Source organism: Pseudomonas sp. QD4 (genome assembly GCF_049199125.1).
Lineage (GTDB): Bacteria > Pseudomonadota > Gammaproteobacteria > Pseudomonadales > Pseudomonadaceae > Aquipseudomonas.
The window spans coordinates 1,419,954-1,442,580 of the sequence record NZ_JBLZOM010000002.1 but is presented as its reverse complement, the minus strand read 5'-3'; the positions used below and the strand labels follow the sequence as shown (position 1 = coordinate 1,442,580).

The following is a 22,627-nucleotide window of genomic DNA, read 5'->3' as shown; positions in this document are numbered from 1 at the left end:
ACCGTCATGGCCAAACCTGGATTTCGCCTCGCGCTGTTTGCCACCCTGCTCGCACTGATCGTGGTGTTGCTCGGCGCCTACACCCGGCTGACCCACGCCGGCCTGGGCTGCCCGGATTGGCCAGGCTGCTACGGCTTTATCAGCGTGCCCAAAAGCGAGGCCCAGCTGGCCCATGCCGAACTGCACTTTCCCGATGCGCCAGTGGAGGCCCACAAGGGCTGGAACGAGATGGTCCATCGCTACTTCGCCGGGACCCTGGGCCTGCTGATCGTGGCCCTGGCCGCCCGCGCCTGGACCCATCGCCGCCATCCGGGGCAGCCGTTGAAGCTGCCGCTGTTCCTGTTGTTCGTGGTCTTCGCCCAGGCGGCCTTCGGCATGTGGACGGTGACCCTCAAGCTCTGGCCGCAGGTGGTGACGGCGCACCTGCTGGGCGGTTTCGCCACCTTGAGCCTGCTGTTTTTGCTGACTCTGCGCCTGTCCGGGGTCCTGCCGGCGCTGATCGTGCCGCGTCGCCTGCAGTATTGGGCCACGGCGGGGCTGGTGCTGGTTATCGGGCAGATCGCGCTGGGCGGCTGGGTCAGCTCCAACTATGCGGCGGTGGCCTGTATCGACCTGCCGACCTGCCACGGCCAGTGGTGGCCGAATGCGGACTTCGCCAATGGCTTCCATCTGACCCAGCACATCGGCCCCAACTACCTGGGTGGGCAGCTGGACAGCGATGCCCGCACCGCCATTCACCTGACCCACCGCATCGGCGCGCTGCTGGTGACCCTGGTGTTGCTGGGTCTGGCCTGGCAACTCAAGCAGGTGGGCATGACTCGCCTCGCCGGGCTGGTGCTGGTGGCGCTGGCGGCGCAGGTCGGCCTGGGCATCAGCAACGTGTTGTTCCACCTGCCGCTGCTGGTGGCCGTCGCCCACAACGCCGGCGGCGCGGCGCTGCTGCTGAGCCTGGTGCTGGTCAACTATCACGCCCGTACCAGCCTGGTCCGGGCTCGGCGCCAATGGCCCCTGGGCTGGCGCCTCAGCCCGCGTAAACAGCCGGTTGGGCCCATAACCATAAAAGGAGAGATGCCATGGCGACTTTGATCGGCGAGCGTCACAGCCAGGCGATCTGGCGCGACTACCTGGAGCTGACCAAGCCCAAGGTGGTGGTGCTGATGCTGATCACCTCGCTGGTGGGCATGTTCCTCGCCACCCGCGCCGGCGTGCCGTGGACGGTACTGGTGTTCGGCAACCTGGGGATTGGCCTGTGCGCGGGCGGTGCGGCGGCGGTCAATCACGTGGTGGACCGACGCATCGATGCAGTGATGGCCCGCACCCACAAGCGGCCGCTGGCTGAAGGCCGGGTGTCGCCGGCGGCGGCGCTGACCTTTGCCCTTGCTCTTGCCCTGGCCGGTCAGGCCTTGCTGCTGACCTTTACCAACCCGCTGACGGCCTGGCTGACCCTGGCATCGCTCTTGGGTTACGCGGTGATCTATACCGGCTTTCTCAAGCGCGCCACGCCGCAGAACATCGTGATCGGCGGCCTGGCCGGGGCCGCACCGCCGCTGCTGGGCTGGGTGGCGGCCACCGGGCATGTCAGCGCCGAACCCCTGCTGCTGGTGCTGATTATCTTCGCCTGGACCCCGCCGCACTTCTGGGCCCTGGCGATCCATCGCAAGGAGGAATACGCCAAGGCCGATATCCCGATGCTGCCGGTGACCCACGGCGAGCATTACACCAAGGTGCATATCCTGCTCTACACCTTTGCCCTGCTGGCCGTGAGCCTGCTGCCTTTCGTCATCCACATGAGCGGCGTGCTGTACCTGGTGTGCGCCCTCGGATTGGGCGCGCGGTTTCTGCAATGGGCCTGGGTGCTGTACCGTGGCACTCGGCCGCACGCGGCGATCAACACCTTCAAGTACTCTATTTACTACTTGTTCCTGCTGTTTATCGCCCTTCTCGTAGACCACTACCTAGTGTTGAACCTATGACTCGAACTCAAAAAACCGTCTTTATTCTCGTTGCCCTGGTGGCCCTGGTCCTGGGGCTCACCGTCAATAAAGTGCTGTCCGGCAAGGGCCAGGGTGATCCGACTGCGCTGATCGACGCCGGGATCATCCTGCTGCCACAGAGCCGCAACCTGCCGGATGTGCAGATGATCGATCAGGACGGCCAACCGGTGGTGGTCAACCAATTGAAGGGCAAGTGGAGCCTCCTGTTCTTCGGCTATACCTTCTGCCCCGATATCTGCCCGACCACCCTCGCCCAGCTGCGCCAGATCAAAAGCGAGCTGCCCAAGGAGGCGGTGGCCAACCTGCAAATCATTCTGGTCAGCGTCGACCCGAACCGCGATAACCCCAAGCAGCTCAAGCAGTATCTGGGTTACTTCGACCCGGAGTTCAAGGGCCTGACCGCCGCTTCGGTGGAAGACCTGCAGAAGCTGGCCAACGCGGTGAGCATCCCCTTTATCCCGGCGGATACCAGCAAGCCCAACTACACCGTCGACCACAGCGGCAACCTGGCCGTGATCGGCCCGGACGGCACCCAGCGCGGCTTCATCCGTGCACCCCTGAACAACCAGAAACTCGTGGTCCAACTGCCGGTGATGTTGAAGCGCTAGCCATTCGACCGCCGAGCCTCTGTAGCAGCTGCCGAGGCCAAAACAAAACGGGGCGCCCTAAGGCGCCCCGTTTTTGTATCGGTAGCAATCAGAACGCTGGCAGTACCGCGCCTTTGTACTTCTCGAGAATGAATTGCTTCACTTCCGGGCTGTGCAGGGCGGCAACCAGTTTCTGCAGGGCAACCGAGTCCTTGTTGTCAGGACGGGCCACCAGGATGTTCACGTAAGGCGAGTCCTTGCCTTCGATCACCAGGGCGTCCTTGGACGGATCCAGCTTGGCTTCCAGGGCGTAGTTGGTGTTGATCAGCGCCAGGTCGACCTGGGTCAGCACGCGCGGGATGGTGGCGGCTTCCAGTTCGCGGAATTTCAGGTCCTTGGGGTTCTCGCTGATGTCCTTGATCGTCGACAGGATGTTGGTCGAGTCCTTGAGCTTGATCAGGCCGGCTTTATCCAGCAGCAACAGGGCGCGGCCACCGTTGGTAGCGTCGTTGGGGATCACCACGTTGGCGCCGCCTGGCAGTTCGTCGAGCTTCTTGAACTTGTTGGAGTAGGCGCCCAGGGGTTCCAGGTGCACGCCGGCCACGCTCACCAGTTGCGTGCCCTTGGCCTTGTTGAACTCATCCAGGTACGGCTGGTGCTGGAAGAAGTTGGCGTCCAGGCGCTTTTCGGCCACTTGCACGTTGGGCTGGATGTAGTCGGTGAAGACTTTGACCTTGAGGTCCACGCCTTCTTTGGCCAGTGCCGGTTTGACGAATTCCAGGATCTCGGCGTGGGGCACCGGGGAGGCGGCCACGGTCAGGGTTTCGGCAGCGTGCGCGGAGAACGCGGCAACGGCTGCGAAAGCGACGAGTAGTTTTTTCATCCAGCAAACTCCTTGTGAGGCGCCCGTCGCCGGGCGTCGGCCATGCGTTATTTTCGGGAAAAATGCACCACCAGCTTATCGCCGACGGTCTGCAGAACTTGAACCAGCACCAGCAACAGGATCACCGTGACCACCATCACATCGGTCTGGAAGCGCTGGTAACCAAAGCGGATCGCCAGGTCGCCCAAACCGCCGGCACCCACCACCCCGGCCATGGCCGTGTAGGACACCAGGGTAATCGCGGTCACGGTAATGGCGGCAAAGATGCCGGGACGCGCTTCGGGCAGCAAGGCATTGGTAATGATCTGTCGGGTGGTGGCGCCCATGGCCTGGGTGGCCTCGATGATGCCGCGGTCGACTTCACGCAGGGCCGTCTCCACCAGCCGCGCAAAGAACGGCGTGGCCCCGACTACCAGGGGCGGGATGGCGCCGCCGACACCCAGCGAAGTGCCGGTGATCAGGACGGTGAACGGGATCATCACGATCAGCAAAATGATGAAAGGCAGCGAGCGCAGGATATTCACGATCAGCGACAGCAAGGCATACACCGACTTCTGCTCCAGCAGCTGCCGTGGGCTGCACAGAAACAGCAGCACGCCCAGGGGCAGGCCGAGCAGCACGGTGAACAGCAGCGAGCCGCCGAGCATCATCAGGGTGTCGCCGGTGGCCAGCCAGATTTCAATCCAGTCGATATTGGCGAAGAAAGCATCCATCAGCGCAGCACCTCCATATGCACATCGGCCGCGGTGAAGCGGGCGAAGGCCGCTTCCATGTCACCGCCGGTCACGGCCAGGGTCAGTTGCCCATAAGGGGTGTCTTTGATGCGGTCGATGCGTCCGGCGAGAATGCTGTAGTCGACTCCGGTCTCGCGGGCCACGGTGCCCAGCAGCGGCGCGTAGGTGGCGTCGCCCTGGAACGTCAGGCGCACGATGCGCCCCGGCACGTGAGCGAAATCGTCGCGCTGTTCGTTTTCGTCGATCTGCTCGTTTTCCTGGACGAAACGCTTGGTGGTCGGGTGCTTGGGGTGCAGGAACACATCGGCCACCGCACCTTGCTCGACGATCACGCCGGCATCCATCACCGCCACCTGGTCGCAGACGCGGCGGATCACGTCCATTTCATGGGTGATCAGTACGATGGTCAGGTTCAGCTCGCGGTTGATCTCGGCCAGCAGTTGCAGGACCGACGCAGTGGTTTGCGGGTCCAGGGCACTGGTGGCTTCGTCGCAGAGCAGGATTTTCGGCTTGGTGGCCAGGGCGCGGGCGATGCCGACGCGCTGCTTCTGGCCTCCGGAAAGCTGGGCCGGGTACTTCTTGGCGTGATCGGCGAGGCCGACGCGATCCAGCAGCTCGGCGACCCGTTTGTCGATCTCGCTGCGGGGCATTTCGCCGGCCAGGGTCAGGGGCAAGGCCACGTTGTCGGCCACGGTCTTGGACGCCAGCAGGTTGAAGTGCTGGAAAATCATCCCGACCTGCTGGCGGAAGCGCCGCAGGCCATAGGCGTTGAGCAGGGTGACAGCCTCGCCGTCGACGATGATCTCGCCGCCGCTGGGGTTTTCCAGGCGGTTGATCAGGCGCAGCAGGGTACTTTTGCCCGCGCCGGAATGGCCGATGATGCCGAACACCTGGCCTTCCTCGACACGCAGATTGGTCGAATGCAGGGCGGGAATATCCTTACCGGCGACCCGGTAGGTTTTATGGACGTCTTGAAACTCGATCACGTAGCGAACCTTGTGGGGCGCGTTGGAAAAAGGGTCAGCGGTTAGCCGGGCGCGCATTTTAGCCTGTCCGTATAGAGGTTCTTAGCATTTATTTCTTATTCATCCTTCGATTTGGCAATAACGCGATCAAAGGTCATAAAAAAGGAACGGCCACAGCGGCTCGCCAGTCACTACTTAAGCAACTCGAAAGCTCCCAGGTGCCGTGCCTGGGGACCTTGCTCATGAAACCCAGGCCTGCTGGGGATTCGCAAAACGAGGAGTTTTTGTCTGATGAGTACCAAGAAGCCAAACCCAGCAAAAAGCCAGCTGGCTGGGACCGACACCCTGGATCGGGGCAACACCAACAGCAAGCTGCAAAGCCTGGAACCCTTTCGCTCGGACGCCACCGAGCAAGCCCTGCGCACCAACCAGGGGGTCAAGGTCGCCGATAACCAGAACACCCTGAAGGCCGGTGCCCGCGGGCCTTCGCTGCTGGAAGACTTCATCATGCGTGAGAAAATCACGCATTTTGACCATGAGCGCATTCCGGAGCGCATCGTCCACGCCCGCGGCGTCGGCGCCCATGGCTACTTTCAGACCTACGACAACCATTCGGCCCTGACCAAGGCCGGTTTCCTGCGGGACCCGGGGAAGAAAACCCCGGTCTTTGTCCGTTTCTCCACGGTGCAGGGCCCGCGTGGCTCGGGTGATACCGTGCGTGACGTGCGTGGCTTTGCCGTGAAGTTCTTCACCGACGAGGGCAACTTCGACCTGGTGGGCAACAACATGCCGGTGTTCTTTATCCAGGATGCGATCAAGTTTCCGGACTTCGTGCACGCGGTAAAACCCGAGCCGCACAACGAAATACCCACTGGCGGTTCGGCCCACGATACGTTCTGGGATTTCGTCTCGTTGCAGCCGGAGTCGGCGCACATGGTGATCTGGGCCATGTCCGACCGCGCCATCCCGAAAAGCCTGCGCACCATGCAAGGCTTTGGCGTGCACACCTTTCGCCTGGTGAATGCCGAGGGCAAGTCCAACTTCGTCAAGTTCCACTGGCGTCCGACTGCGGGCACGTGCTCCCTGGTGTGGGACGAGGCGCAGAAGCTGGCAGGCAAGGACACCGACTTCCACCGGCGTGACCTCTGGGAGTCGATCGAAGGCGGCGACTACCCGGAATGGGAGTTCGGCGTACAGATCATTGCCGAGGAAGACGAGCACAATTTCGACTTCGACATCCTCGACCCGACCAAGCTGATTCCCGAAGAGCTGGTGCCCATCACGCCCCTGGGCAAGATGGTGCTCAACCGCAACCCGGATAACTACTTTGCCGAGACCGAGCAGGTGGCGTTCTGTCCCGGGCATATCGTGCCGGGCATCGACTTCTCCAATGACCCGCTGCTGCAGGGTCGGCTGTTTTCCTACACCGATACCCAGATCAGCCGCCTGGGTGGCCCGAATTTTCACGAGCTGCCGATCAACCGTCCGGTCACGCCGTTTCATAACGGCCAGCGCGATGCCATGCACCGCACCACCATCGACAAGGGTCGCGCCTCCTATGAGCCGAACTCGATCGACGGCGGCTGGCCGAGAGAGACGCCACCTGCGGCCCAGGATGGCGGTTTCGAGAGCTATAACGAGCGCATCGATGCGCACAAGATCCGCGAACGCAGCGAATCCTTCAGCGATCACTTCTCTCAGGCGCGGCTGTTCTTCAAGAGCATGAGCGCCCACGAGCAAGAGCACATCATTGCGGCCTACAGCTTCGAACTGGGCAAGGTCGAGCGCCAGTGGATCCGCGAGCGCCAGGTCAACGAGATCCTGGCCAATATCGACCTGGGCCTGGCTGCACGGGTCGCCGAGAACCTCGGCCTGCCGGCACCTAAAGCCGGCACCGTCGGCGTGCCCGAGCCGGCCCTGGATCGCTCGCCGGCCCTGAGTCAGGCCAACCTGCTGTCAGGGGATATCAAAACTCGGAAAGTCGCGATTCTGGCGGCCAATGGCGTCGACGGTGCGGCGATCGCCGCCATTAAAAAAGCCCTCGAGGCTGCCGGTGCCCACGCCAAATTGCTCGGCCCGACGTCGGCGCCGGTGACCACGGCCGATGGCAAGAGCCTGGCGGTGGATGCGTCGATGGAAGGCTTGCCGTCAGTGGCCTTTGACGCCGTATTCGTGCCCGGCGGCGCCAAGTCGATCCAGGCCCTGAGTGGCGATGGCGTGGCCCTGCATTACCTGCTGGAAGCCTACAAGCACCTCAAGGCGATTGCCCTGAGTGGCGAGGCCAAGCAGTTGCTGGATGTGCTGAAGCTGGAGGCGGATGCGGGCTTGATCGTCGGCGGTGATGCCAAGGCGATCAAGGCGTTTTTCGCGGCGATTGCCCAGCACCGGGTCTGGGCGCGCGAGCCCAAGGCCAAGGCAATTCCGGCGTGAGCTGACTGCAGCGCTATCGCCGGCCCGACGACTCCAGCAGGAGACGCCGGGTCGGCGCTTGAGGTTGGCGCCTAAGGTTATTGGGCCTTGCGTGGGCTCAAGACGATCTGCGCGGGGATGTGGCGCAGGATCTGCCGTTCGATCTTCAGATCGAAACCGGCATCGAGTTTCTTAACCCGTTTGCTCAGCAACGTCGCCAGCCAGGGGTAATCTTCGGTGCGCGGGGCCTGGATGCTCACGTCACACTGATAATTCACCACATCGCTGGCAATCGCGTCGAGTTGGCGCCGCATTTGCCGAATATCCTTCAAGTTCAGCGCAACGGTGGTGCTTTCGGCTGTCGGGTCGATCACCTTGGCCGCAGGTTTGGCTTCGGCGGCTTTCAGCGCGGCTTCGGCCTGCTCAAGTTCGGCCTTGCGGGCGTGGGCGATGGCGTTGTTGACGCCGCCGGTGAGGGCCGGTGCCTTCGGCATCAGCGCCCGGGCGCGGCTCAGCGCGGTGGCGGCGGCGTTGACATCACCCTTTTGCAGCACGATCTGGCTGCGCTGCAGATAGGCTTCGGCCAATTGCCGTTGATAGGGCTCCAACTGCGGGTCGTTGGGCGACTGGGCCTGCAACGCGGCAAGTTGATCCTCGGCGGTGGCCAGCTCGCTGCTGGCGATGTTTTGTTGCAGCTGCGCGATCGCCGCGGCCCGTGCGTCGGGGACCTCGGTGGCCGCCGGCGGCGTGCTTTGGCAGGCGCCCAGTAGCAGGGAAAATGCGACAAGGAGCAGATAACGGGAGGCGAACGGCTTCATTCCTGCGACTCTCTAATTGCGCAAAAAACGAGCAAGTCTACACCCCTCGACGGGGCAGGACAAAACTCAGCAGAAACAGCGCGGCGGCAGTGACCACAATCGAGGGTCCGGCCGGGGTGTCCTTGAACCAGGACAACGCCAGCCCGCCGCACACCGCGAGCATGCCCAGCAGGCTGGCGCCGAGGGCCATCTGCTCCGGCGAGCGGGCGTGGCGCTGGGCGGCGGCGGCCGGGATGATCAACAGCGAGGTGATCAGCAAAACCCCGACAATCTTCATCGCGACCGCGATCACCACGGCGATCAGCAGCATCAGCACCAGGCGCAACGCGGCTACCGGCAAGCCTTCGACCCGTGCCAGCTCTTCGTGCACGGTCACCGCCAGCAGCGGTCGCCACAGGGCGACCAGCAACAGCAATACCAGGGCGCTGCCGCCGAGGATCCAGCCCAGGTCACCGGGGCTGATTGCCAACAGGTCGCCGAACAGATAGGCCATCAGGTCGATCCGCACCTCATGCATGAAGCTTAGTACCACCAGCCCCAGGGACAGGGTGCTGGGCGCGAGAATCCCCAGCAGGGTGTCGGACGCCAGTGGCTGGCGCTGTTGCAGCGTGACCAGCAGCACGGCCAGCAGCAGGCAGCCGACGGTCACCGCGACGGTCGGGCTGACATCCAGCAGAAAGCCCAGGGCCACGCCAAGCAGGGCGGCGTGGGACAGGGTGTCGCCGAAATACGCCATCCGGCGCCAGACCACGAAAGAACCCAGGGGGCCTGCGACCAGTGCCAGAGCAAGACCTGCAAGCAGGGCGTAGAGCAGAAAATCAGCCATGCTTGCAGCTTTCTCCATGGACGTGAACATGGCCTGCGGCGGCCTCGGTGGTGACCACCGACCCGTGCAGGTCATGGGCGTGGTCGTGGTGGTGGTGATAGATCGCCAGGCTTTGCGCGTTCTTGCCAAACAGTTCGACGAAGGCCGGGTCGCCGCTGACTTGCTCGGGGTGCCCGGAGCAGCAGACGTGACGGTTGAGGCACACCACCTGGTCAGTGGTGCTCATCACCAGGTGCAGGTCGTGGGAGACCATCAGCACCCCGCAACCGTGGCGGTCGCGCAGGCGGGTGATTAGGCTGTACAGCTCGGCCTGGCCAGCGACATCGACGCCCTGCACCGGCTCGTCGAGCACCAGCAGTTCAGGCTCGCGCAGCAGGGCCCGGGCCAGCAGCACGCGCTGCATCTCGCCGCCGGACACGCTTTGCACCGGGCTGTCGATCACGTGTTCGGCGCCGACTTCCTTGAGCGCGGCCAGGGCCCGAGGGCGGTCCACCCCCGGGACCAGGCGCAAGAAGCGCAGGACCGACAGCGGCAAGGTCGGGTCGACATGGAGTTTTTGCGGCATGTAGCCCACACGCAGCTTGGGCTTGCGCCAGACTGTGCCGCTGTCGGGCTTGAGCAGGCCGAGCACGGCCCGCACCAGGGTGGTCTTGCCGGCGCCGTTGGGGCCGATCAGGGTCACGATCTGTCCCGGCTCGACGCTGAGCTGGATATTGTCCAGTACGTTCTGCCCGGCAAAGGTCACGGCGACCTGATCGAGGCGAATCAGCGCAGTGCTCATCAAGCCCCCTGGCAGCCCGAGCACAGACCGACGACTTCGACGGTCTGGCCTTCGACGATAAAGCCGACATCGCGGGCACTGCTGACGATCGCGTCGCTGATGCTGGCTTGTTCAAGTTCGATGGCCGCGTGGCATTCACGGCAAATCAGAAACTGGCCCTGATGCGCATGCTCCGGATGGTTGCAGCCGACAAAGGCATTGAGCGAGGCGATGCGGTGTACCAGGCCGTTTTCCAGAAGGAAATCCAGGGCGCGGTACACCGTCGGTGGCGCGGCGCGGCGGCCGTCCTGCTCGCTGAGTACGGCGAGGATGTCGTAGGCGCCCAACGGCTTGTGGCTTTGCCACACCAGTTCCAGCACCCGCCGCCGCAGGGCGGTCAGGCGCAGGCCTTGCCGGGCGCACAGGGCGTCGGCCTCAGACAGTGCGCTGTGCACGCAATGAGAGTGGTCGTGGGGACGGCTGGCGAGCGGTGTTTTAGGCATGAGCGGCGACGATAGTTGTGAGAGACGTTATTATGTTACCTGTTCTCGCCTCCTCGAGTGGTCATCGTGTCCCGACTTTTTGCCCTTTTTGTCGCTTTTACCGTCAACCTGTTCGTGATCGGCGCTGCCCAGGCCGAAGTTCAGGTGCTGACCAGCATCAAACCCTTGCAGTTGATTGCCGCTGCGGTACAGGACGGCGTTGCCGTTCCCGAAGTGCTGCTGCCGCCTGGCGCCTCGCCGCACAACTATGCGTTGCGCCCGTCGGATGTGCGCAAGGTGCAGTCGGTCGACCTGCTGTACTGGATTGGCCCGGACATGGAGGGGTTCCTGCCTCGGGTGCTCAAGGGCCGGACCCTGCCGTCCGTGGCGCTTCAGGACATTCCCGGGCTCAAGCTTCGCCGTTTTGCCGAAGATAGCCACTCCCACGCCGAAGATGCCGACGAACACGACCACGATCATCGCCCCGGCAGCCTGGATGCCCACCTCTGGCTTTCCCCGGTCAACGCCCGCGTGATCGCTGCACGCATGGCCGCCGACCTGAGCGCTGCCGACCCTGCCAATGCCGCGCGCTACCAGAGCAACCTCAGCGCCTTCGAAGGCCGCCTGGACGCCCTGGACGCACGTCTGAAGCAGCGCCTGGCGGGTATCGCCGGCAAACCCTATTTCGTGTTCCACGAAGCGTTCGATTATTTCGAAGACGCCTACGGCCTCAAGCACACAGGCGTGTTCAGCGTCGCGGCGGAAGTCCAGCCCGGTGCGCAGCACGTCGCGGCGATGCGCACGCGCTTGCAGGAAGTCGGCAAGACTTGCGTATTCAGCGAGCCGCCGCTACGCCCGCGGCTGGCGGAAACCCTGATCGCCGGGTTGCCGGTGAAGCTGGCAGAGCTGGATGCCTTGGGCGGCTACACGCCGGCTACGGCTCAGGGTTATGAGCAGGTGCTGGAAAAGCTCGGCAATGACCTGGCGGGTTGCCTGGAGTCGCTGTAAAGCCGGGCCTGTGGCGAGGGAGTTTGCTCCTGCTGGACCGAGCAGTCCCATGCCCAGGCCACGCGGCACTGGAGCCCGAGCGGGCCCCGGTGCCACCAGCCTTCAGAACGCGAAAGGCAGAGGGGTATCGACGCTCTGGCGCTGCGCCAGGCGTTGCTGAAACTCCATCGGGTCGTGAATCAGCACGTCCTGCCCGGCAAACGATTCGGCGGCGATCAACCGTGACAGCCAGAACCGCACGCAGGCTACGCGCAACAGGGTCGGCCACAGTTGAGCCTCGGCCGCGCTGAACGGGCGCAGGGCAGCATAGGCCCCGAGCAGGGCCCGGGCGCGAGGGCCGTCGATCACGCCTTCGTCGTCCGAACACCAATCGTTCAGGGCAATTGCCACGTCATACAGCATCGGGCCTGAGCAGGCGTTGTAGAAGTCGATCAGCCCAGTCAGGTGCGTGCCTTCGAACATCGCATTGTCGCGAAACAGGTCGGCATGGATGTTCGCCCGGGGCAGCGCCAGGATCTTTACCTTCTGCTCGGTGATTTCATCCAGCGCCCGCTGCAGCAGTTCACGTGCATCGTCCGGCAGATGGGACAGCAGCTGATTGCCATGCTCCTGCATCCAGTCCAGCCCACGATCGGTCTTGCGCTTGATCATGTTGTCTTTGGTGGCCAGGTGCAGATGCCCCAGCAGTTCGCCGACTTGTGCGCAGTGCTGGGCGTTGGCCTGCTTGATGTGCTTGCCGGCCAGGCGTGGCTGCAGCAGTGCAGGTTTGCCGGCCAGCTCGCGCAGGGCCTGGCCGTCGGTGGTGCGCAGCGCGTACGGCACTGGCAAATCGGCGTTGTGCAGGACGTCCAGCAGTTCGATGAAGAACGGCATTTCCTGGACAGGACCGCGCTCGACCAGGGTCAGGACAAACTCGCCCTGCTCCAGGCTGATGAAGAAATTGGTGTTTTCGCTACCAGCGGCGATTCCCTGGAAATCAAGCAGACGGCCGAGCCCGTAAGGGGCGAGAAAGGTTTCCAGCTCGGGCCGAGCCAGGGGGGTGAACACAGACATGGTTAAAACTGCCAGTACGGGCGCGGCTGGGCAGCCAGCGCCGATTAAAGTTGAGAGCGTTTTACCACTCGAAAATTTTCCACGCCGGGATCAGCATATCCGGCTGATCCGAGCGGATGAAGTTGCCATCCGAGCCATCGGCACGTACCAAAAAGTACGGTTTTCCGCCCTTTGGTGTGATCTTGATGGCGTACAGGAAACCGTTTTGGCGGTATTCCTGAATGGTCTTGTCGCCTTCCGTGCGAATGGTGACGTCCGGATCCGCTGATGGCGCGTCCTCTGCCGCGATTACTGCCAATGGTGTCACTGCAATCAAGCTGGCCAGCAGCAAGCGATTTAGTGTGCGCATGATAACCTTGTCCCTTTGTCGTCAACGGTCCCGCTATTCTAGCGCCGGACCCGCCGAAAAGGTTGATCCTGCTCATGAGCCAAGCCCCCCTCGTCCTGGTGGACGGTTCGTCTTACCTGTACCGCGCGTTCCACGCCCTGCCCCCGCTGACTACGTCCAAAGGCCTGCCGACTGGCGCGGTCAAGGGCGTGTTGAACATGCTCAAAAGTCTGCGCAAGCAGTACCCAAACAGCCCGTTCGCGGTGGTGTTCGACGCCAAGGGTGGGACATTTCGCGATGACATGTACGCCGAGTACAAGGCCAACCGCCCAAGCATGCCCGACGACATGCGGGTGCAGATCGAGCCCTTGCATGCCAGCGTGATTGCCCTGGGGTTCCCGCTGTTGTGCGTCGAAGGGGTCGAGGCCGACGATGTGATCGGCACCCTGGCCCGCAGCAGCGCGGCAGCCGACCGCCCGGTGGTGATCTCCACTGGCGACAAAGACATGGCACAGCTGGTGGACGGGCACATTACTCTGGTCAACACCATGACCGGTAGCAGCATGGACGTGGAGGGCGTGAAGGAGAAATTCGGTGTCGCTCCCGAGCAGATCATCGATTACCTGGCGCTGATGGGCGACTCTTCCGACAACATTCCGGGCGTTCCGGGTATCGGCCCCAAGACCGCTTCGGGGCTGTTGGTAGGGGTCAATGGCGGGCTCAAAGAGCTCTACGAGCAGTTGGATATTGTGCCGACCCTGCCGATTCGGGGGGCCAAGACCCTGCCGGCCAAGCTCGAAGAGCACAAGGAAATGGCGTTCCTGTCCTACCAGCTGGCGACTATCAAGATCGACGTGCCGCTGGATATCGGCCTGGACGACCTGCACCTGGGTGAGCCGGACCGCGAAAAACTGGCCGAGCTCTACAGTCTGCTGGAATTCAAGAGCTGGCTCGATGAGCTGCAACGCGATGCCAAGCGCACCGAGCTCAGCGCCGCAGCCCAGACGGACCTGCTGACCGATGCGCCGGTTGCCGAAGTCGAAGCTGCGGTTACCGTCGAGGCGCAGTACGAAACCATCCTCGACCAGGCTCGATTCGATGTCTGGCTGGAGAAACTGCGCAATGCCGAGCTGATCGCCTTTGATACCGAAACCACCGGTATCGACGCGCAGCAAGCGCAGCTGGTGGGATTGTCGTTCGCGGTGAAGGCCAATGAAGCGGCCTACATTCCGTTGACCCATACCTACATTGGCGTGCCTGAGCAGTTGGATCGCGACCGCGTGCTGCTGGCCTTGAAGCCGATTCTGGAAGATCCGGCCAAGCTCAAAGTCGGCCAACATGCCAAGTTCGACATGAACATCCTGGCCAATTGCGCCATCGGCGGCGATCAGGCCAACGGCATCACGGTGCGCGGCGTCGCCTTCGACACCATGCTTGAGTCCTACGTGCTCAATTCCACCGCCACCCGGCACGACATGGACAGCCTGGCCCAGAAGTACCTGGACCACAGCACCGTGAGCTTCCAGGACATCGCCGGCAAAGGCGCCAAGCAACTGACCTTCGATCAGATCGCCCTCGAACAGGCCGGCCCTTACGCCGCCGAAGACGCCGATGTGACCCTGCGCCTGCACCAGGCCCTGCATCAGAAGCTGGCCGCGATCCCGAGCCTGGCCAGTGTCTTGACCGATATCGAAATGCCGCTGGTGCCGGTCCTGGCCCGCATCGAGCGCCAGGGCGCTTTGGTCGATGCCGCCCTGCTGGGTGTGCAGAGCATCGAGCTGGGCGAGAAGATGATCGCGCTGGAGCGTGAAGCCTTCGAGATTGCCGGTGAAGAGTTCAACCTGGGTTCGCCCAAACAGTTGGGCGCGATCCTCTACGAAAAACTGGGTCTGCCGGTGCTGAAGAAGACCGCCAAGGGCCAGCCTTCGACCGCCGAAGAGGTGCTGGCCAAACTGGCCGAAGATGACTACCCGCTGCCCAAGGTGCTGACCCAGTACCGTTCCATGAGCAAGCTGAAAAGCACCTACACCGACCGCCTGCCGGAGCAGATCAACCCGCGTACCGGGCGGATTCACACGTCTTATCACCAGGCGGTGGCGTCTACCGGCCGTTTGTCGTCCAGCGATCCGAACCTGCAGAACATCCCGGTGCGTACGGCCGAGGGTCGACGAATCCGCCAGGCCTTCGTCGCCCCGGCCGGCTACAAACTGCTGGCGGCGGACTATTCGCAGATCGAACTGCGGATCATGGCTCACCTGTCCAAGGACGAAGGATTGCTCAATGCCTTCCGCAACAACCTCGATGTGCACACGGCCACGGCTGCCGAAGTGTTCCGGGTTGAGCTGACGGATGTGTCCTCGGATCAGCGGCGCAGCGCCAAGGCCATCAACTTCGGCCTGATCTACGGCATGGGCGCGCAGAAGCTGGGCAAGGACATCGGCGTCGATACCAAGCAGGCCAAGGCTTATATCGATACCTACTTCGCCCGTTATCCCGGGGTGCGCGAATACATGGACCGCACCCGCGCCCAGGCTGCGGATCAAGGCTACGTCGAAACCTTCTTCGGTCGCCGCCTGTACCTGCCGGAGATCAACTCCAACAAGCCTCAGGAGCGTGCTGCTGCCGAGCGCACCGCAATCAACGCGCCGATGCAGGGCACGGCGGCGGACATCATAAAGAAAGCCATGGTGGCGGTGGACAATTGGCTTGCCGACTCGGGGCTGGATGCCCGGGTGATCCTGCAGGTACACGATGAACTGGTGCTGGAAGTGCGCGAGGACCTGGTGGAACAGGTCAGCCAGGAAATCCGGGTGCACATGAGCGGTGCAGCGGTCCTGGATGTGCCGCTTCTGGTGGAAGTGGGGGTGGGAAACAACTGGGATGAGGCCCACTAAGGGGCGTTTTTCGAGGGCTTTGCCGCGGCATAGTGTCGCGGCAAAAGCTGGCGAAGGGCTATTAGCGCCGAAAATTTCATCGGTTATCGCCAAGAGTTTTTTGGCCTTCCCGGAACTATTTCAGTGAAACGCTACTCAGAGTTACTGAATGGCTGGTGAAGCCCTTCAATGCTCCTATGTTGTGTTAAGTGTTGGCAGATATCTGGACCCCGCCCTAACGGTCCAGACCTTAGACCCCGAACTTCCCCCTCCCCATACGAAGTCCGGGGTTTTTTTTGCCTGCAGGAAACTGCCCGTCTACCTCACAGGCAGCCCCCACCGGCCTTTCAGGCCTCGACTTCAGCGCCTTTGTCGGCCAGTTCCATCCAGTCCGCCAGTACGGTGTAGGCCTCTTCCAGGCCCATGCGCTTGGGCGCCGAGAAGAGTTGGATGCTGATGCTGTCGCCCCAGCCTTTGCGGATATCGGCCTGGACCTTGAGCAGGGTGTTCTTGGCTGCGCCGTAGGTCAGCTTGTCGGCCTTGGTCAGCAGAATGTGCATCGGCATGCCGCTGGCCATGGTCCAGTCGAGCATCAGCAGGTCGAAGTCGGTCATTGGATGACGGATGTCCATCATCAGAATCAAGCCCTTCAAGCTCTCGCGGCTGCCCAGGTAGGCTTCCAGGTGGCGCTGCCAGTGCAGCTTGAGCGGGATCGGCACCTTGGCATAACCGTAGCCCGGCAGGTCGACCAGACGGCGTTCATCGTCTAGCTTGAAGAAGTTCAACAGCTGTGTGCGCCCCGGAGTTTTCGAGGTGCGCGCCAGGCTGGCGTGGGTCAGGGTGTTCAGGGCGCTGGATTTGCCGGCGTTGGAACGCCCGGCAAAGGCCACTTCAAAGCCTTCGTCGTCGGGGCATTGATCGACTTTGGCGGCGCTGAGCATGAAGGTGGACTGTTGGCACAGGCCGAGAATGGGGTTTTTCAGTTGCATGGGATTTCCGATAGGGGCGGTGCCGAGAATGGGTGCGGCAAGCAGTTCATTTCCGTTTCAGTAGCGCCAGTATATAATGTCGCAGATTTTGTGTGTGCTTTGTCCCGGCGTAGGATGAAGTTCACGAGAGCGATAGACCTTGATTGCGCATTAGAACGCAGAACGCTCTCAAACCCTGAAAAGGTCGTTTTATGACGAAGTGGCTGCTAGCTGCCGGTGTCTTGATGCCGCTTTACAGCGCTCAGGCTACACAGGATCCGGAAGCCATGTACAACCGTGCTTGTGGTGCCTGCCATGCCGGACAGCTGCCAAACGCTCCCCAAAAGGGTGACAAGGCAGCTTGGGCGCCGAGGTTGGCGCAAGGTATGGAGACGCTGGTGCAACACGTGACCCAGGGTTTCAAGGCGATGCCGCCGCGTGGTTTGTGCATGGAATGCAGTGCCGAGGATTACCGAGTCATCATCCTTTGGATGAGCGAGTGATCCCGGTCCATAACTCTTTAACCCTTAGCCGTAGTTGGATTAGCTGATGAACAAATTGATCGTGAGTCTGCTGTTGACCTTGGGCATCACGGGCGTGGCCCATGCTGCGGGCGACGCTGCTGCAGGCCAGGCAAAAGCCGCTGTATGTGGTGCTTGCCATGGTCCGGATGGGAACAGCATGGCGCCTAACTTTCCAAAACTGGCGGGTCAGGGTGAGCGTTACCTGAACAAGCAGTTGCACGACATCAAGTCCGGAAAGCGTCAGGTGCTGGAAATGACTGGCCTGCTGACCAACCTGAGTGATCAGGACCTGGCTGACATCGCCGCCTACTTCGCGAGCCAGAAAGGCAGCGTCGGTGCGGCAGATCCCAAGGTCGTGGCTCGCGGCGAAGAACTGTTCCGCGGCGGCAAGCTGGACCAGGGCATGCCAGCCTGCACCGGTTGCCACTCGCCAAACGGTACGGGCAACGCAGCTGCCGGCTTCCCGCACCTGGGTGGCCAGCACGCTCAATACGTGACCAAGCAGCTGACCGACTTCCGTGAAGGCAATCGCACCAACGACGGCGACACCATGGTCATGCGCAGCATTGCGGCCAAGCTCAGCAACAAAGACATCGAAGCGGTGTCCAGCTACATTCAAGGCCTGCACTAAGGCCGGCGCGATCGAACGATGCCCGGGCGGTTGCCGTTGGCAGCGTTAATGATCGATTAATCTGTCGGTGCAAAGATAAAGGGTGGCTCAGGCCGCCCTTTTTTATGGCGTCTGCCGCTACACTAGCGAACTCAAGCCCGCCATGGCCTGTCTGAACTCAGGTCGCGCGAGGCGCCCTTATTTGTTCAGGAGTAAAGCATGCGTAATCTGATTCTGAGCGCCGCTCTCGTCACCGCCAGCCTGTTTGGCGTGACCGCTCAAGCCGCCGAGCCGATTGTTGCCGGTAAACAATATGTCGAGCTGAGCAACGCGGTTCCGGTTGCGGTGCCTGGAAAGATCGAAGTGGTCGAGCTGTTCTGGTACGGCTGCCCACACTGCTACGCCTTCGAGCCGACCATCAACCCATGGGTTGAGAAGCTGCCGGCCGATGTCAATTTCGTACGCATTCCCGCCATGTTCGGCGGTATCTGGAACGTCCACGGCCAGCTGTTCATCACCCTGGAAGCCATGGGTGTCGAGCACAGCGTCCATAAAGCCGTGTTCGAAGCCATCCATAGCGGCAAGAAACTGGCGACCCCTGAAGAAATGGCCGAGTTCCTGGCCGGCGAAGGTGTCGACAAGGACAAGTTCCTGAGCACCTACAACTCGTTCGCCGTCAAAGGCAAGGTTGAAGACGCCAAGAAGAAGGCCCAGGCCTACCAGATCTCCGGCGTACCGACCATGGTCGTCAACGGCAAGTATCGCTTTGACCTGGGCAGCGCCGAAGGTCCAGAAGGTGCCTTGAACGTCGCTGACCAGCTGATCGCCAAAGAGCGAGCGGCCAAGTAAGCGGCGCCTGCCATGGCGCGCTGGGGCACTGAACGCATCGTTGGCCTGCACGACCCGCAGGTCAACGAAGACCATCTGGCAGCGACCGGCCTGCCGGCCGACAGTCGCCTGCGTTTACTCAGTTTCAATATCCAGGTCGGTATCAGCACCGAACGTTACCGGCATTACCTGACCCGTGGCTGGCAGCACCTGCTGCCGCACACCGGGCGTGCCGACAATCTGCAAAAGATCGGTAACCTGCTGGGGGACTTCGACCTGGTGGCGCTGCAGGAAGCCGATGGCGGCAGCCTGCGATCCGGCTATGTCAACCAGGTCGAACACCTGGCTCAGCTGGGCGCGTTCCCTTACTGGTATCAACAGCTCAACCGCAACCTGGGGCGTCTCGGCCAGCACAGCAATGGTGTGCTCAGCCGCTTGAAACCCTGGGCGATTGAAGACCACCCGTTGCCGGGGCCCAAGGGGCGCGGCGCGATTCTCGTGCGTTTTGGCGAGGGTCCCGAGGCGTTGGTGGTGGTGATGATGCACCTGGCTCTGGGGGCTCGTGCCCGCACCCGGCAATTGGCCTATATCCGCGAGTTGATCGGCGGCTATCGCCATCAGGTGCTGATGGGCGACATGAACACCCACGCCAGCGATCTGCTGGAAAGTTCTCCGCTGCGCGACCTGGGCCTGCTGGCCCCGCAACTGCAAGCGACCTTTCCCAGCTGGCGCCCGCAACGCTGCCTTGACCATATTCTGCTCAGCCCCAGCCTCACTCTGGAGCGTGTCGAGGTCCTGGCCCAACCGATTTCCGATCACCTGCCGGTCGCGGTAGAGATTCGTCTGCCGGGTTCGCTCACGGCTGATGCATTGCCCGCGTTGAGTCCTGCCCCTCGCGGATCCCATGAATGAGCGACGACGCACAGCGCTGGAAAGAGAAGTACCTCAAAAGCATTGAACAACAGGAAAAGCTCGAGCGACGCTGGGATGCCCGCCTCGACTTGCTACGCCGTGGGCTGGTGCGCAGCACCCTGGCGGCGGAGGGTACGGATCGCGCGGTCGATCAGTGCATGAAGGAAATGCGCGACGTGGTGCGCAGCGACGATATGGACGCGGCCCTGGCCGCCCTGTTACCGCGCTTGGAAAAAGCCGTGCTCGACTCCGAGCAGCGGCGCGAGACCCGCGTCGAGCAGATGAGCAGCGCTCTGACGGCTTTGGTCGCTCAACTCCAGACTCTGCCGTTGCCCCGAGAGGTTCGCCGACCGCTGAAGGCGTTCGCCAAGCAATTGGATGGTCGGGTTGGGCAGGCACGGGAAATTCCATTGCTGCTCAGCGAGCTGAGCAATTTGCAGGGCAAGGCACTGAGCCAGTTGGATGCGCCGGCCGAGCCGGAGCGGCCGGGCCTGCTGCAACGCCTGTTTGGCCATCGCGATGCCCAGCCAGAGGGCACAGAGCCCGCGCCGCAAAGCCTGGCACTAGCGGCACCGGAAGCGGGTCCGGTGGTCAGCGAGGTCGAGCGCGCGTCGCCTGCGCCAGCGGCTGAAGCCCCGCGCCAGGCGCTGCCGGCTGCTGTCGAGGTGCCTGCAGCCCCTGAGCCGGCGCCAGCTCCGACAGTGGCACCGGCCGCCGCAGCTGAAATCGCTCCGCCCGTTGCGGCCCTGGAGCCCGACGTCACCAAGACCCCGGAAGAGCCGGAACCGTCGCAGTTGCCGCCCGCCGCGCAGGTCGTGGCGTTCGTGCCGCCGGTGCTGGCCTCCCCTGGCGAGCCTGCCGCAGCCGCAGCCGAGTTGCCCGTCGAGCCTGTGGTTGAAGCGCCAGCGCAGAGCGCTGTGGCGCCTGAAGCCGCAGAGGTGCCCAGCCCTGAGCCCGACAACCCGGACGAATTGACCCCGACCGTGGCGCTCGAAGACAGCGTGCCGAGCGTACCGCTGATCGACAGCCTGCCCCTGCCGGCCGTGATGGCCGAAGCCCTGGCCGCGATTGACCCCGAGCAGCCCGAAGAGGACGTGCTCTACGCCCTGCCTGATTCCCCCGAGCCGTCCTACAGCTCGGTGGCCAAGCACATCGAACACACCCTGCTTGGCCTGCTGGACGACCTAAGCCTGCCCGAGCGCCATCGGCCCCAGGCCGAAGCCATGCGTGATCGCCTGCAACATGGGCTCAACTGGTATGAATTGCTGCCGATCCTCGACGATCTGGCGGTGTTGATGCTGGCGATCACCGACAGCGGTCAGCATGAGTTCGAGGTGTACCTCAAGCAGTTGAACGAGCGCCTGGAATCGTTCCAGAGCAACCTGCAGGCCGCCAGCGATGGGCATGCCGACAGCCACTCCGCAGCGCGGGCCATGGATACGCAGATCCGCGAGCAGGTCGACGGCTTGCAGAGCAGCGTTCAGGAAGCAGCCGATCTGGAAGACCTCAAGCAGGTGCTGGAAAGCCACCTCGAGGGGCTGCTGGGGACCATGGACCATCACCAGAAGCAACGGGACGAACGCGAGAAGGAAGTGGCCGCGCGCCTGCAAAGCCTGGCCGAGCGCGTCTCAAGCATGGAGCAGGAAGCCCAGGGCTATCGCGAGCACTTGGAAGAACAGCGGCAGAAGGCGCTGATCGATCCGTTGACCGGCCTGCCTAACCGCGCGGCCTGGAGCGAGCGGCTGGAGCATGAAATCGCCCAATGGCAGCAGCACGGCAACACCCTGTTGCTGGCGATGCTCGACCTTGATCACTTCAAGCGCATCAACGACAACTACGGCCATCTGGCCGGTGACAAAGTGCTGAAAATCATTGCCACCGTGCTGCGCAAGCGCCTGCGTGGCAGTGATTTCATCGCCCGCTTCGGCGGTGAAGAGTTTGTCCTGATGATGCCCGATACCACTGTCGCGGTCGGTGCGCGGCTGGTGGAAGCCCTGCGCGCCGCCATCGAAGCCTGCCCGTTCCACTTCAAGGGCGAGCGCGTGACCATTACCGTGTCCATCGGCATGAGTGCGTTCAAAAGCGGCGAACGCAGCGAGCAGGTGTTGAAAAGAGCCGATCAGGCGCTGTATCGGGCGAAAGATGCCGGACGCAACCGGGTGGAGATCGGCTAAACCGGATTTGTCCTATTTTTGTGTAAAACGCCGGCTTTCGCCGGCCCGGCCCGGAGCAGTACGTTACACTGTTGCATTATTGTCTGCCGCGTACTGCTCTCTGCCATGAAATCTCTTGTGTTTGCCCTCTCGTTTTTACTGCTGGCCGGTTGCGCCAGTGGTCCACGAATCGACACCAGCCACCCTTCGGTCAACTTCGACAATCGCGCGCAGTTCATTGTCGTGCATTACACCTCGGCCTCCCTGGAACGTTCGCTGGCACTGCTGACCCATGGCCAGGTCAGTAGCCATTACCTGATCGGCGACGACAAGGCGGGCACCATCTTCAAGCTGGTGGACGAGAATTACCGCGCCTGGCACGCCGGAGAAAGCGAGTGGCAAGGCCGTACCTGGCTCAACTCCAGCTCCATCGGCATTGAAATCGTCAACCCGGGCTTTCGCGATACCCCCACCGGCCGCGTCTGGTACCCCTACAGCGAAGCGCAGATCCAGAACCTGATCGTGCTGCTCAAAGACATCAGCAAGCGCAACAACATTTCGCCCCGCCATATCATCGGGCACAGTGACATCGCGCCCCTGCGCAAGCTCGACCCGGGCCCGCTGTTCCCCTGGAAGCGCCTGGCGGATGCCGGCCTCGGCCAATGGCCCAATGCCCAGTCGGTCGCGCGACAGCAGGCGGTGTTTGCCCAGGCGTTGCCCAGCGCGACCTGGTTCCAGCAGGAATTGGCTCGCCTGGGCTACACCACCCCCCAGACCGGCGAGTTCGACGTGGCGACCCGGCATGTATTGACGGCATTCCAGATGCATTTCCGCCCGGGGCGCTTTGATGGCATCGCCGATGCCGAAAGCGCGGCAATCCTGCAGGTACTCAACCAGACAAAATAATGACGC

General features: G+C 62.7%; 22 protein-coding genes. 12 read left to right on the top strand and 10 right to left on the bottom strand.

Annotated elements, in window-relative coordinates:
- Nucleotides 1-6 precede the first annotated feature (6 nt).
- Genes ACOZJV_RS17580 through ACOZJV_RS17570 form a run of 3 tightly spaced genes read left to right on the top strand, consistent with a single transcriptional unit; the run spans nt 7 to nt 2,602 of the window.
- Entirely contained in the window at nt 7-1,086 is a 1,080-nt protein-coding gene (locus tag ACOZJV_RS17580) for a COX15/CtaA family protein (protein WP_421548124.1), read from the top strand.
- Nucleotides 1,074-1,973 (top strand): heme o synthase, encoded by a 900-nt coding sequence (gene cyoE / locus ACOZJV_RS17575; protein WP_020295025.1) that lies wholly within the window; start codon nt 1,074-1,076, stop codon nt 1,971-1,973. The genes ACOZJV_RS17580 and cyoE overlap by 13 nt, the downstream gene beginning before the upstream one ends.
- Nucleotides 1,970-2,602, top strand: a complete 633-nt coding sequence (locus ACOZJV_RS17570; protein WP_020295026.1) for an SCO family protein — start codon at nt 1,970-1,972, stop codon at nt 2,600-2,602. Before cyoE ends, ACOZJV_RS17570 begins: the two co-directional genes overlap by 4 nt.
- Before the next feature lie 88 nt (nt 2,603-2,690).
- Here ACOZJV_RS17570 and ACOZJV_RS17565 read toward each other — a convergent pair whose 3' ends face one another.
- Genes ACOZJV_RS17565 through ACOZJV_RS17555 form a run of 3 tightly spaced genes read right to left on the bottom strand, consistent with a single transcriptional unit; the run spans nt 2,691 to nt 5,184 of the window.
- Entirely contained in the window at nt 2,691-3,464 is a 774-nt protein-coding gene (locus tag ACOZJV_RS17565; protein WP_078470274.1) for a MetQ/NlpA family ABC transporter substrate-binding protein, read from the bottom strand.
- 47 nt (nt 3,465-3,511) lie between these two features.
- Nucleotides 3,512-4,177, bottom strand: a complete 666-nt coding sequence (locus ACOZJV_RS17560; RefSeq protein WP_078470273.1) for a methionine ABC transporter permease — start codon at nt 4,175-4,177, stop codon at nt 3,512-3,514.
- Nucleotides 4,177-5,184, bottom strand: coding sequence for a methionine ABC transporter ATP-binding protein (locus tag ACOZJV_RS17555; protein ID WP_078470577.1), 1,008 nt, complete (start codon nt 5,182-5,184; stop codon nt 4,177-4,179). The genes ACOZJV_RS17560 and ACOZJV_RS17555 overlap by 1 nt, the downstream gene beginning before the upstream one ends.
- Before the next feature lie 270 nt (nt 5,185-5,454).
- On the opposite strand from ACOZJV_RS17555, the gene katE reads away from it, so the two are divergent.
- On the top strand, nt 5,455-7,593 hold the full coding sequence (gene katE / locus ACOZJV_RS17550) for a catalase HPII (RefSeq protein WP_078470272.1): 2,139 nt from the start codon (nt 5,455-5,457) through the stop codon (nt 7,591-7,593).
- A 77-nt stretch (nt 7,594-7,670) separates the two neighbouring features.
- On the opposite strand, the gene ACOZJV_RS17545 is transcribed toward katE, so the two are convergent.
- The 4 genes from ACOZJV_RS17545 to zur are packed head-to-tail and all read right to left on the bottom strand — an operon-like array spanning nt 7,671 to nt 10,479.
- Nucleotides 7,671-8,390: a PA5502 family lipoprotein gene (locus ACOZJV_RS17545; protein ID WP_078470271.1), complete on the bottom strand. Its 720-nt coding sequence runs from the start codon at nt 8,388-8,390 to the stop codon at nt 7,671-7,673.
- 37 nt (nt 8,391-8,427) lie between these two features.
- Nucleotides 8,428-9,216, bottom strand: coding sequence for a zinc ABC transporter permease subunit ZnuB (znuB, locus tag ACOZJV_RS17540; RefSeq protein ID WP_020295032.1), 789 nt, complete (start codon nt 9,214-9,216; stop codon nt 8,428-8,430).
- A complete protein-coding gene (gene znuC / locus ACOZJV_RS17535) occupies nt 9,209-9,997 on the bottom strand; it encodes a zinc ABC transporter ATP-binding protein ZnuC (protein WP_020295033.1) in 789 nt (262 codons plus the stop codon). Before znuC ends, znuB begins: the two co-directional genes overlap by 8 nt.
- Nucleotides 9,997-10,479 (bottom strand): zinc uptake transcriptional repressor Zur, encoded by a 483-nt coding sequence (gene zur, locus ACOZJV_RS17530; RefSeq protein ID WP_020295034.1) that lies wholly within the window; start codon nt 10,477-10,479, stop codon nt 9,997-9,999. Before zur ends, znuC begins: the two co-directional genes overlap by 1 nt.
- A 57-nt stretch (nt 10,480-10,536) precedes the next feature.
- Here zur and ACOZJV_RS17525 point away from each other — a divergent pair, with 57 nt between their 5' ends.
- Nucleotides 10,537-11,466: a zinc ABC transporter substrate-binding protein gene (locus ACOZJV_RS17525; RefSeq protein ID WP_421548123.1), complete on the top strand. Its 930-nt coding sequence runs from the start codon at nt 10,537-10,539 to the stop codon at nt 11,464-11,466.
- A gap of 102 nt (nt 11,467-11,568) precedes the next feature.
- Here ACOZJV_RS17525 and ACOZJV_RS17520 read toward each other — a convergent pair whose 3' ends face one another.
- Both ACOZJV_RS17520 and ACOZJV_RS17515 read right to left on the bottom strand, forming a co-directional pair.
- Nucleotides 11,569-12,519, bottom strand: a complete 951-nt coding sequence (locus tag ACOZJV_RS17520) for a homoserine kinase (protein WP_078470269.1) — start codon at nt 12,517-12,519, stop codon at nt 11,569-11,571.
- Between the two features lie 61 nt (nt 12,520-12,580).
- A complete protein-coding gene (locus ACOZJV_RS17515) occupies nt 12,581-12,868 on the bottom strand; it encodes a DUF2782 domain-containing protein (protein WP_020295037.1) in 288 nt (95 codons plus the stop codon).
- 74 nt (nt 12,869-12,942) lie between these two features.
- On the opposite strand from ACOZJV_RS17515, the gene polA reads away from it, so the two are divergent.
- On the top strand, nt 12,943-15,741 hold the full coding sequence (polA, locus tag ACOZJV_RS17510; protein WP_078470268.1) for a DNA polymerase I: 2,799 nt from the start codon (nt 12,943-12,945) through the stop codon (nt 15,739-15,741).
- A gap of 326 nt (nt 15,742-16,067) precedes the next feature.
- Here polA and yihA read toward each other — a convergent pair whose 3' ends face one another.
- Nucleotides 16,068-16,709 carry a ribosome biogenesis GTP-binding protein YihA/YsxC gene (yihA, locus tag ACOZJV_RS17505; protein WP_020295039.1) on the bottom strand — a complete coding sequence of 214 codons (642 nt, stop codon included), beginning with the start codon at nt 16,707-16,709 and terminating at the stop codon, nt 16,068-16,070.
- Between the two features lie 191 nt (nt 16,710-16,900).
- Between yihA and ACOZJV_RS17500 the strand changes: the two genes are divergently transcribed.
- From ACOZJV_RS17500 to ACOZJV_RS17475, 6 genes are all read left to right on the top strand, one after another.
- Nucleotides 16,901-17,191: a c-type cytochrome gene (locus tag ACOZJV_RS17500; protein ID WP_078470267.1), complete on the top strand. Its 291-nt coding sequence runs from the start codon at nt 16,901-16,903 to the stop codon at nt 17,189-17,191.
- A gap of 46 nt (nt 17,192-17,237) precedes the next feature.
- A complete protein-coding gene (locus tag ACOZJV_RS17495; protein WP_020295041.1) occupies nt 17,238-17,843 on the top strand; it encodes a c-type cytochrome in 606 nt (201 codons plus the stop codon).
- Nucleotides 17,844-18,041: 198 nt separating this feature from the next.
- Nucleotides 18,042-18,671, top strand: coding sequence for a thiol:disulfide interchange protein DsbA/DsbL (locus tag ACOZJV_RS17490; RefSeq protein ID WP_421548122.1), 630 nt, complete (start codon nt 18,042-18,044; stop codon nt 18,669-18,671).
- Between the two features lie 12 nt (nt 18,672-18,683).
- Complete coding sequence (locus ACOZJV_RS17485) at nt 18,684-19,562, top strand: endonuclease/exonuclease/phosphatase family protein (RefSeq protein ID WP_078470265.1); 879 nt, start codon at nt 18,684-18,686, stop codon at nt 19,560-19,562.
- A complete protein-coding gene (locus ACOZJV_RS17480) occupies nt 19,559-21,736 on the top strand; it encodes a diguanylate cyclase (RefSeq protein WP_421548121.1) in 2,178 nt (725 codons plus the stop codon). The genes ACOZJV_RS17485 and ACOZJV_RS17480 overlap by 4 nt, the downstream gene beginning before the upstream one ends.
- A 105-nt stretch (nt 21,737-21,841) precedes the next feature.
- The gene (locus ACOZJV_RS17475; protein WP_201128789.1) at nt 21,842-22,621 is read left to right on the top strand and encodes an N-acetylmuramoyl-L-alanine amidase; all 780 of its coding nucleotides are present in this window, start codon (nt 21,842-21,844) and stop codon (nt 22,619-22,621) included.
- Nucleotides 22,622-22,627 lie beyond the last annotated feature (6 nt).

Excerpts from the sequence above, each read along its gene's own strand:
- polA (WP_078470268.1), top strand. The coding sequence starts at position 12,943 with ATGAGCCAAGCCCCCCTCGTCCTGGTGGACGGTTCGTCTTACCTGTAC.
- ACOZJV_RS17570 (WP_020295026.1), top strand. The coding sequence starts at position 1,970 with ATGACTCGAACTCAAAAAACCGTCTTTATTCTCGTTGCCCTGGTGGCC.
- ACOZJV_RS17495 (WP_020295041.1), top strand. The coding sequence starts at position 17,238 with ATGAACAAATTGATCGTGAGTCTGCTGTTGACCTTGGGCATCACGGGC.
- ACOZJV_RS17545 (WP_078470271.1), bottom strand. The coding sequence starts at position 8,390 with ATGAAGCCGTTCGCCTCCCGTTATCTGCTCCTTGTCGCATTTTCCCTG.
- ACOZJV_RS17485 (WP_078470265.1), top strand. The coding sequence starts at position 18,684 with ATGGCGCGCTGGGGCACTGAACGCATCGTTGGCCTGCACGACCCGCAG.
- ACOZJV_RS17560 (WP_078470273.1), bottom strand. The coding sequence starts at position 4,177 with ATGGATGCTTTCTTCGCCAATATCGACTGGATTGAAATCTGGCTGGCC.
- yihA (WP_020295039.1), bottom strand. The coding sequence starts at position 16,709 with ATGCAACTGAAAAACCCCATTCTCGGCCTGTGCCAACAGTCCACCTTC.
- katE (WP_078470272.1), top strand. The coding sequence starts at position 5,455 with ATGAGTACCAAGAAGCCAAACCCAGCAAAAAGCCAGCTGGCTGGGACC.
- ACOZJV_RS17500 (WP_078470267.1), top strand. The coding sequence starts at position 16,901 with ATGACGAAGTGGCTGCTAGCTGCCGGTGTCTTGATGCCGCTTTACAGC.
- znuB (WP_020295032.1), bottom strand. The coding sequence starts at position 9,216 with ATGGCTGATTTTCTGCTCTACGCCCTGCTTGCAGGTCTTGCTCTGGCA.
- znuC (WP_020295033.1), bottom strand. The coding sequence starts at position 9,997 with ATGAGCACTGCGCTGATTCGCCTCGATCAGGTCGCCGTGACCTTTGCC.
- ACOZJV_RS17515 (WP_020295037.1), bottom strand. The coding sequence starts at position 12,868 with ATGCGCACACTAAATCGCTTGCTGCTGGCCAGCTTGATTGCAGTGACA.
- ACOZJV_RS17475 (WP_201128789.1), top strand. The coding sequence starts at position 21,842 with ATGAAATCTCTTGTGTTTGCCCTCTCGTTTTTACTGCTGGCCGGTTGC.
- ACOZJV_RS17520 (WP_078470269.1), bottom strand. The coding sequence starts at position 12,519 with ATGTCTGTGTTCACCCCCCTGGCTCGGCCCGAGCTGGAAACCTTTCTC.
- ACOZJV_RS17580 (WP_421548124.1), top strand. The coding sequence starts at position 7 with ATGGCCAAACCTGGATTTCGCCTCGCGCTGTTTGCCACCCTGCTCGCA.
- ACOZJV_RS17480 (WP_421548121.1), top strand. The coding sequence starts at position 19,559 with ATGAGCGACGACGCACAGCGCTGGAAAGAGAAGTACCTCAAAAGCATT.
- ACOZJV_RS17490 (WP_421548122.1), top strand. The coding sequence starts at position 18,042 with ATGCGTAATCTGATTCTGAGCGCCGCTCTCGTCACCGCCAGCCTGTTT.
- zur (WP_020295034.1), bottom strand. The coding sequence starts at position 10,479 with ATGCCTAAAACACCGCTCGCCAGCCGTCCCCACGACCACTCTCATTGC.
- ACOZJV_RS17565 (WP_078470274.1), bottom strand. The coding sequence starts at position 3,464 with ATGAAAAAACTACTCGTCGCTTTCGCAGCCGTTGCCGCGTTCTCCGCG.
- cyoE (WP_020295025.1), top strand. The coding sequence starts at position 1,074 with ATGGCGACTTTGATCGGCGAGCGTCACAGCCAGGCGATCTGGCGCGAC.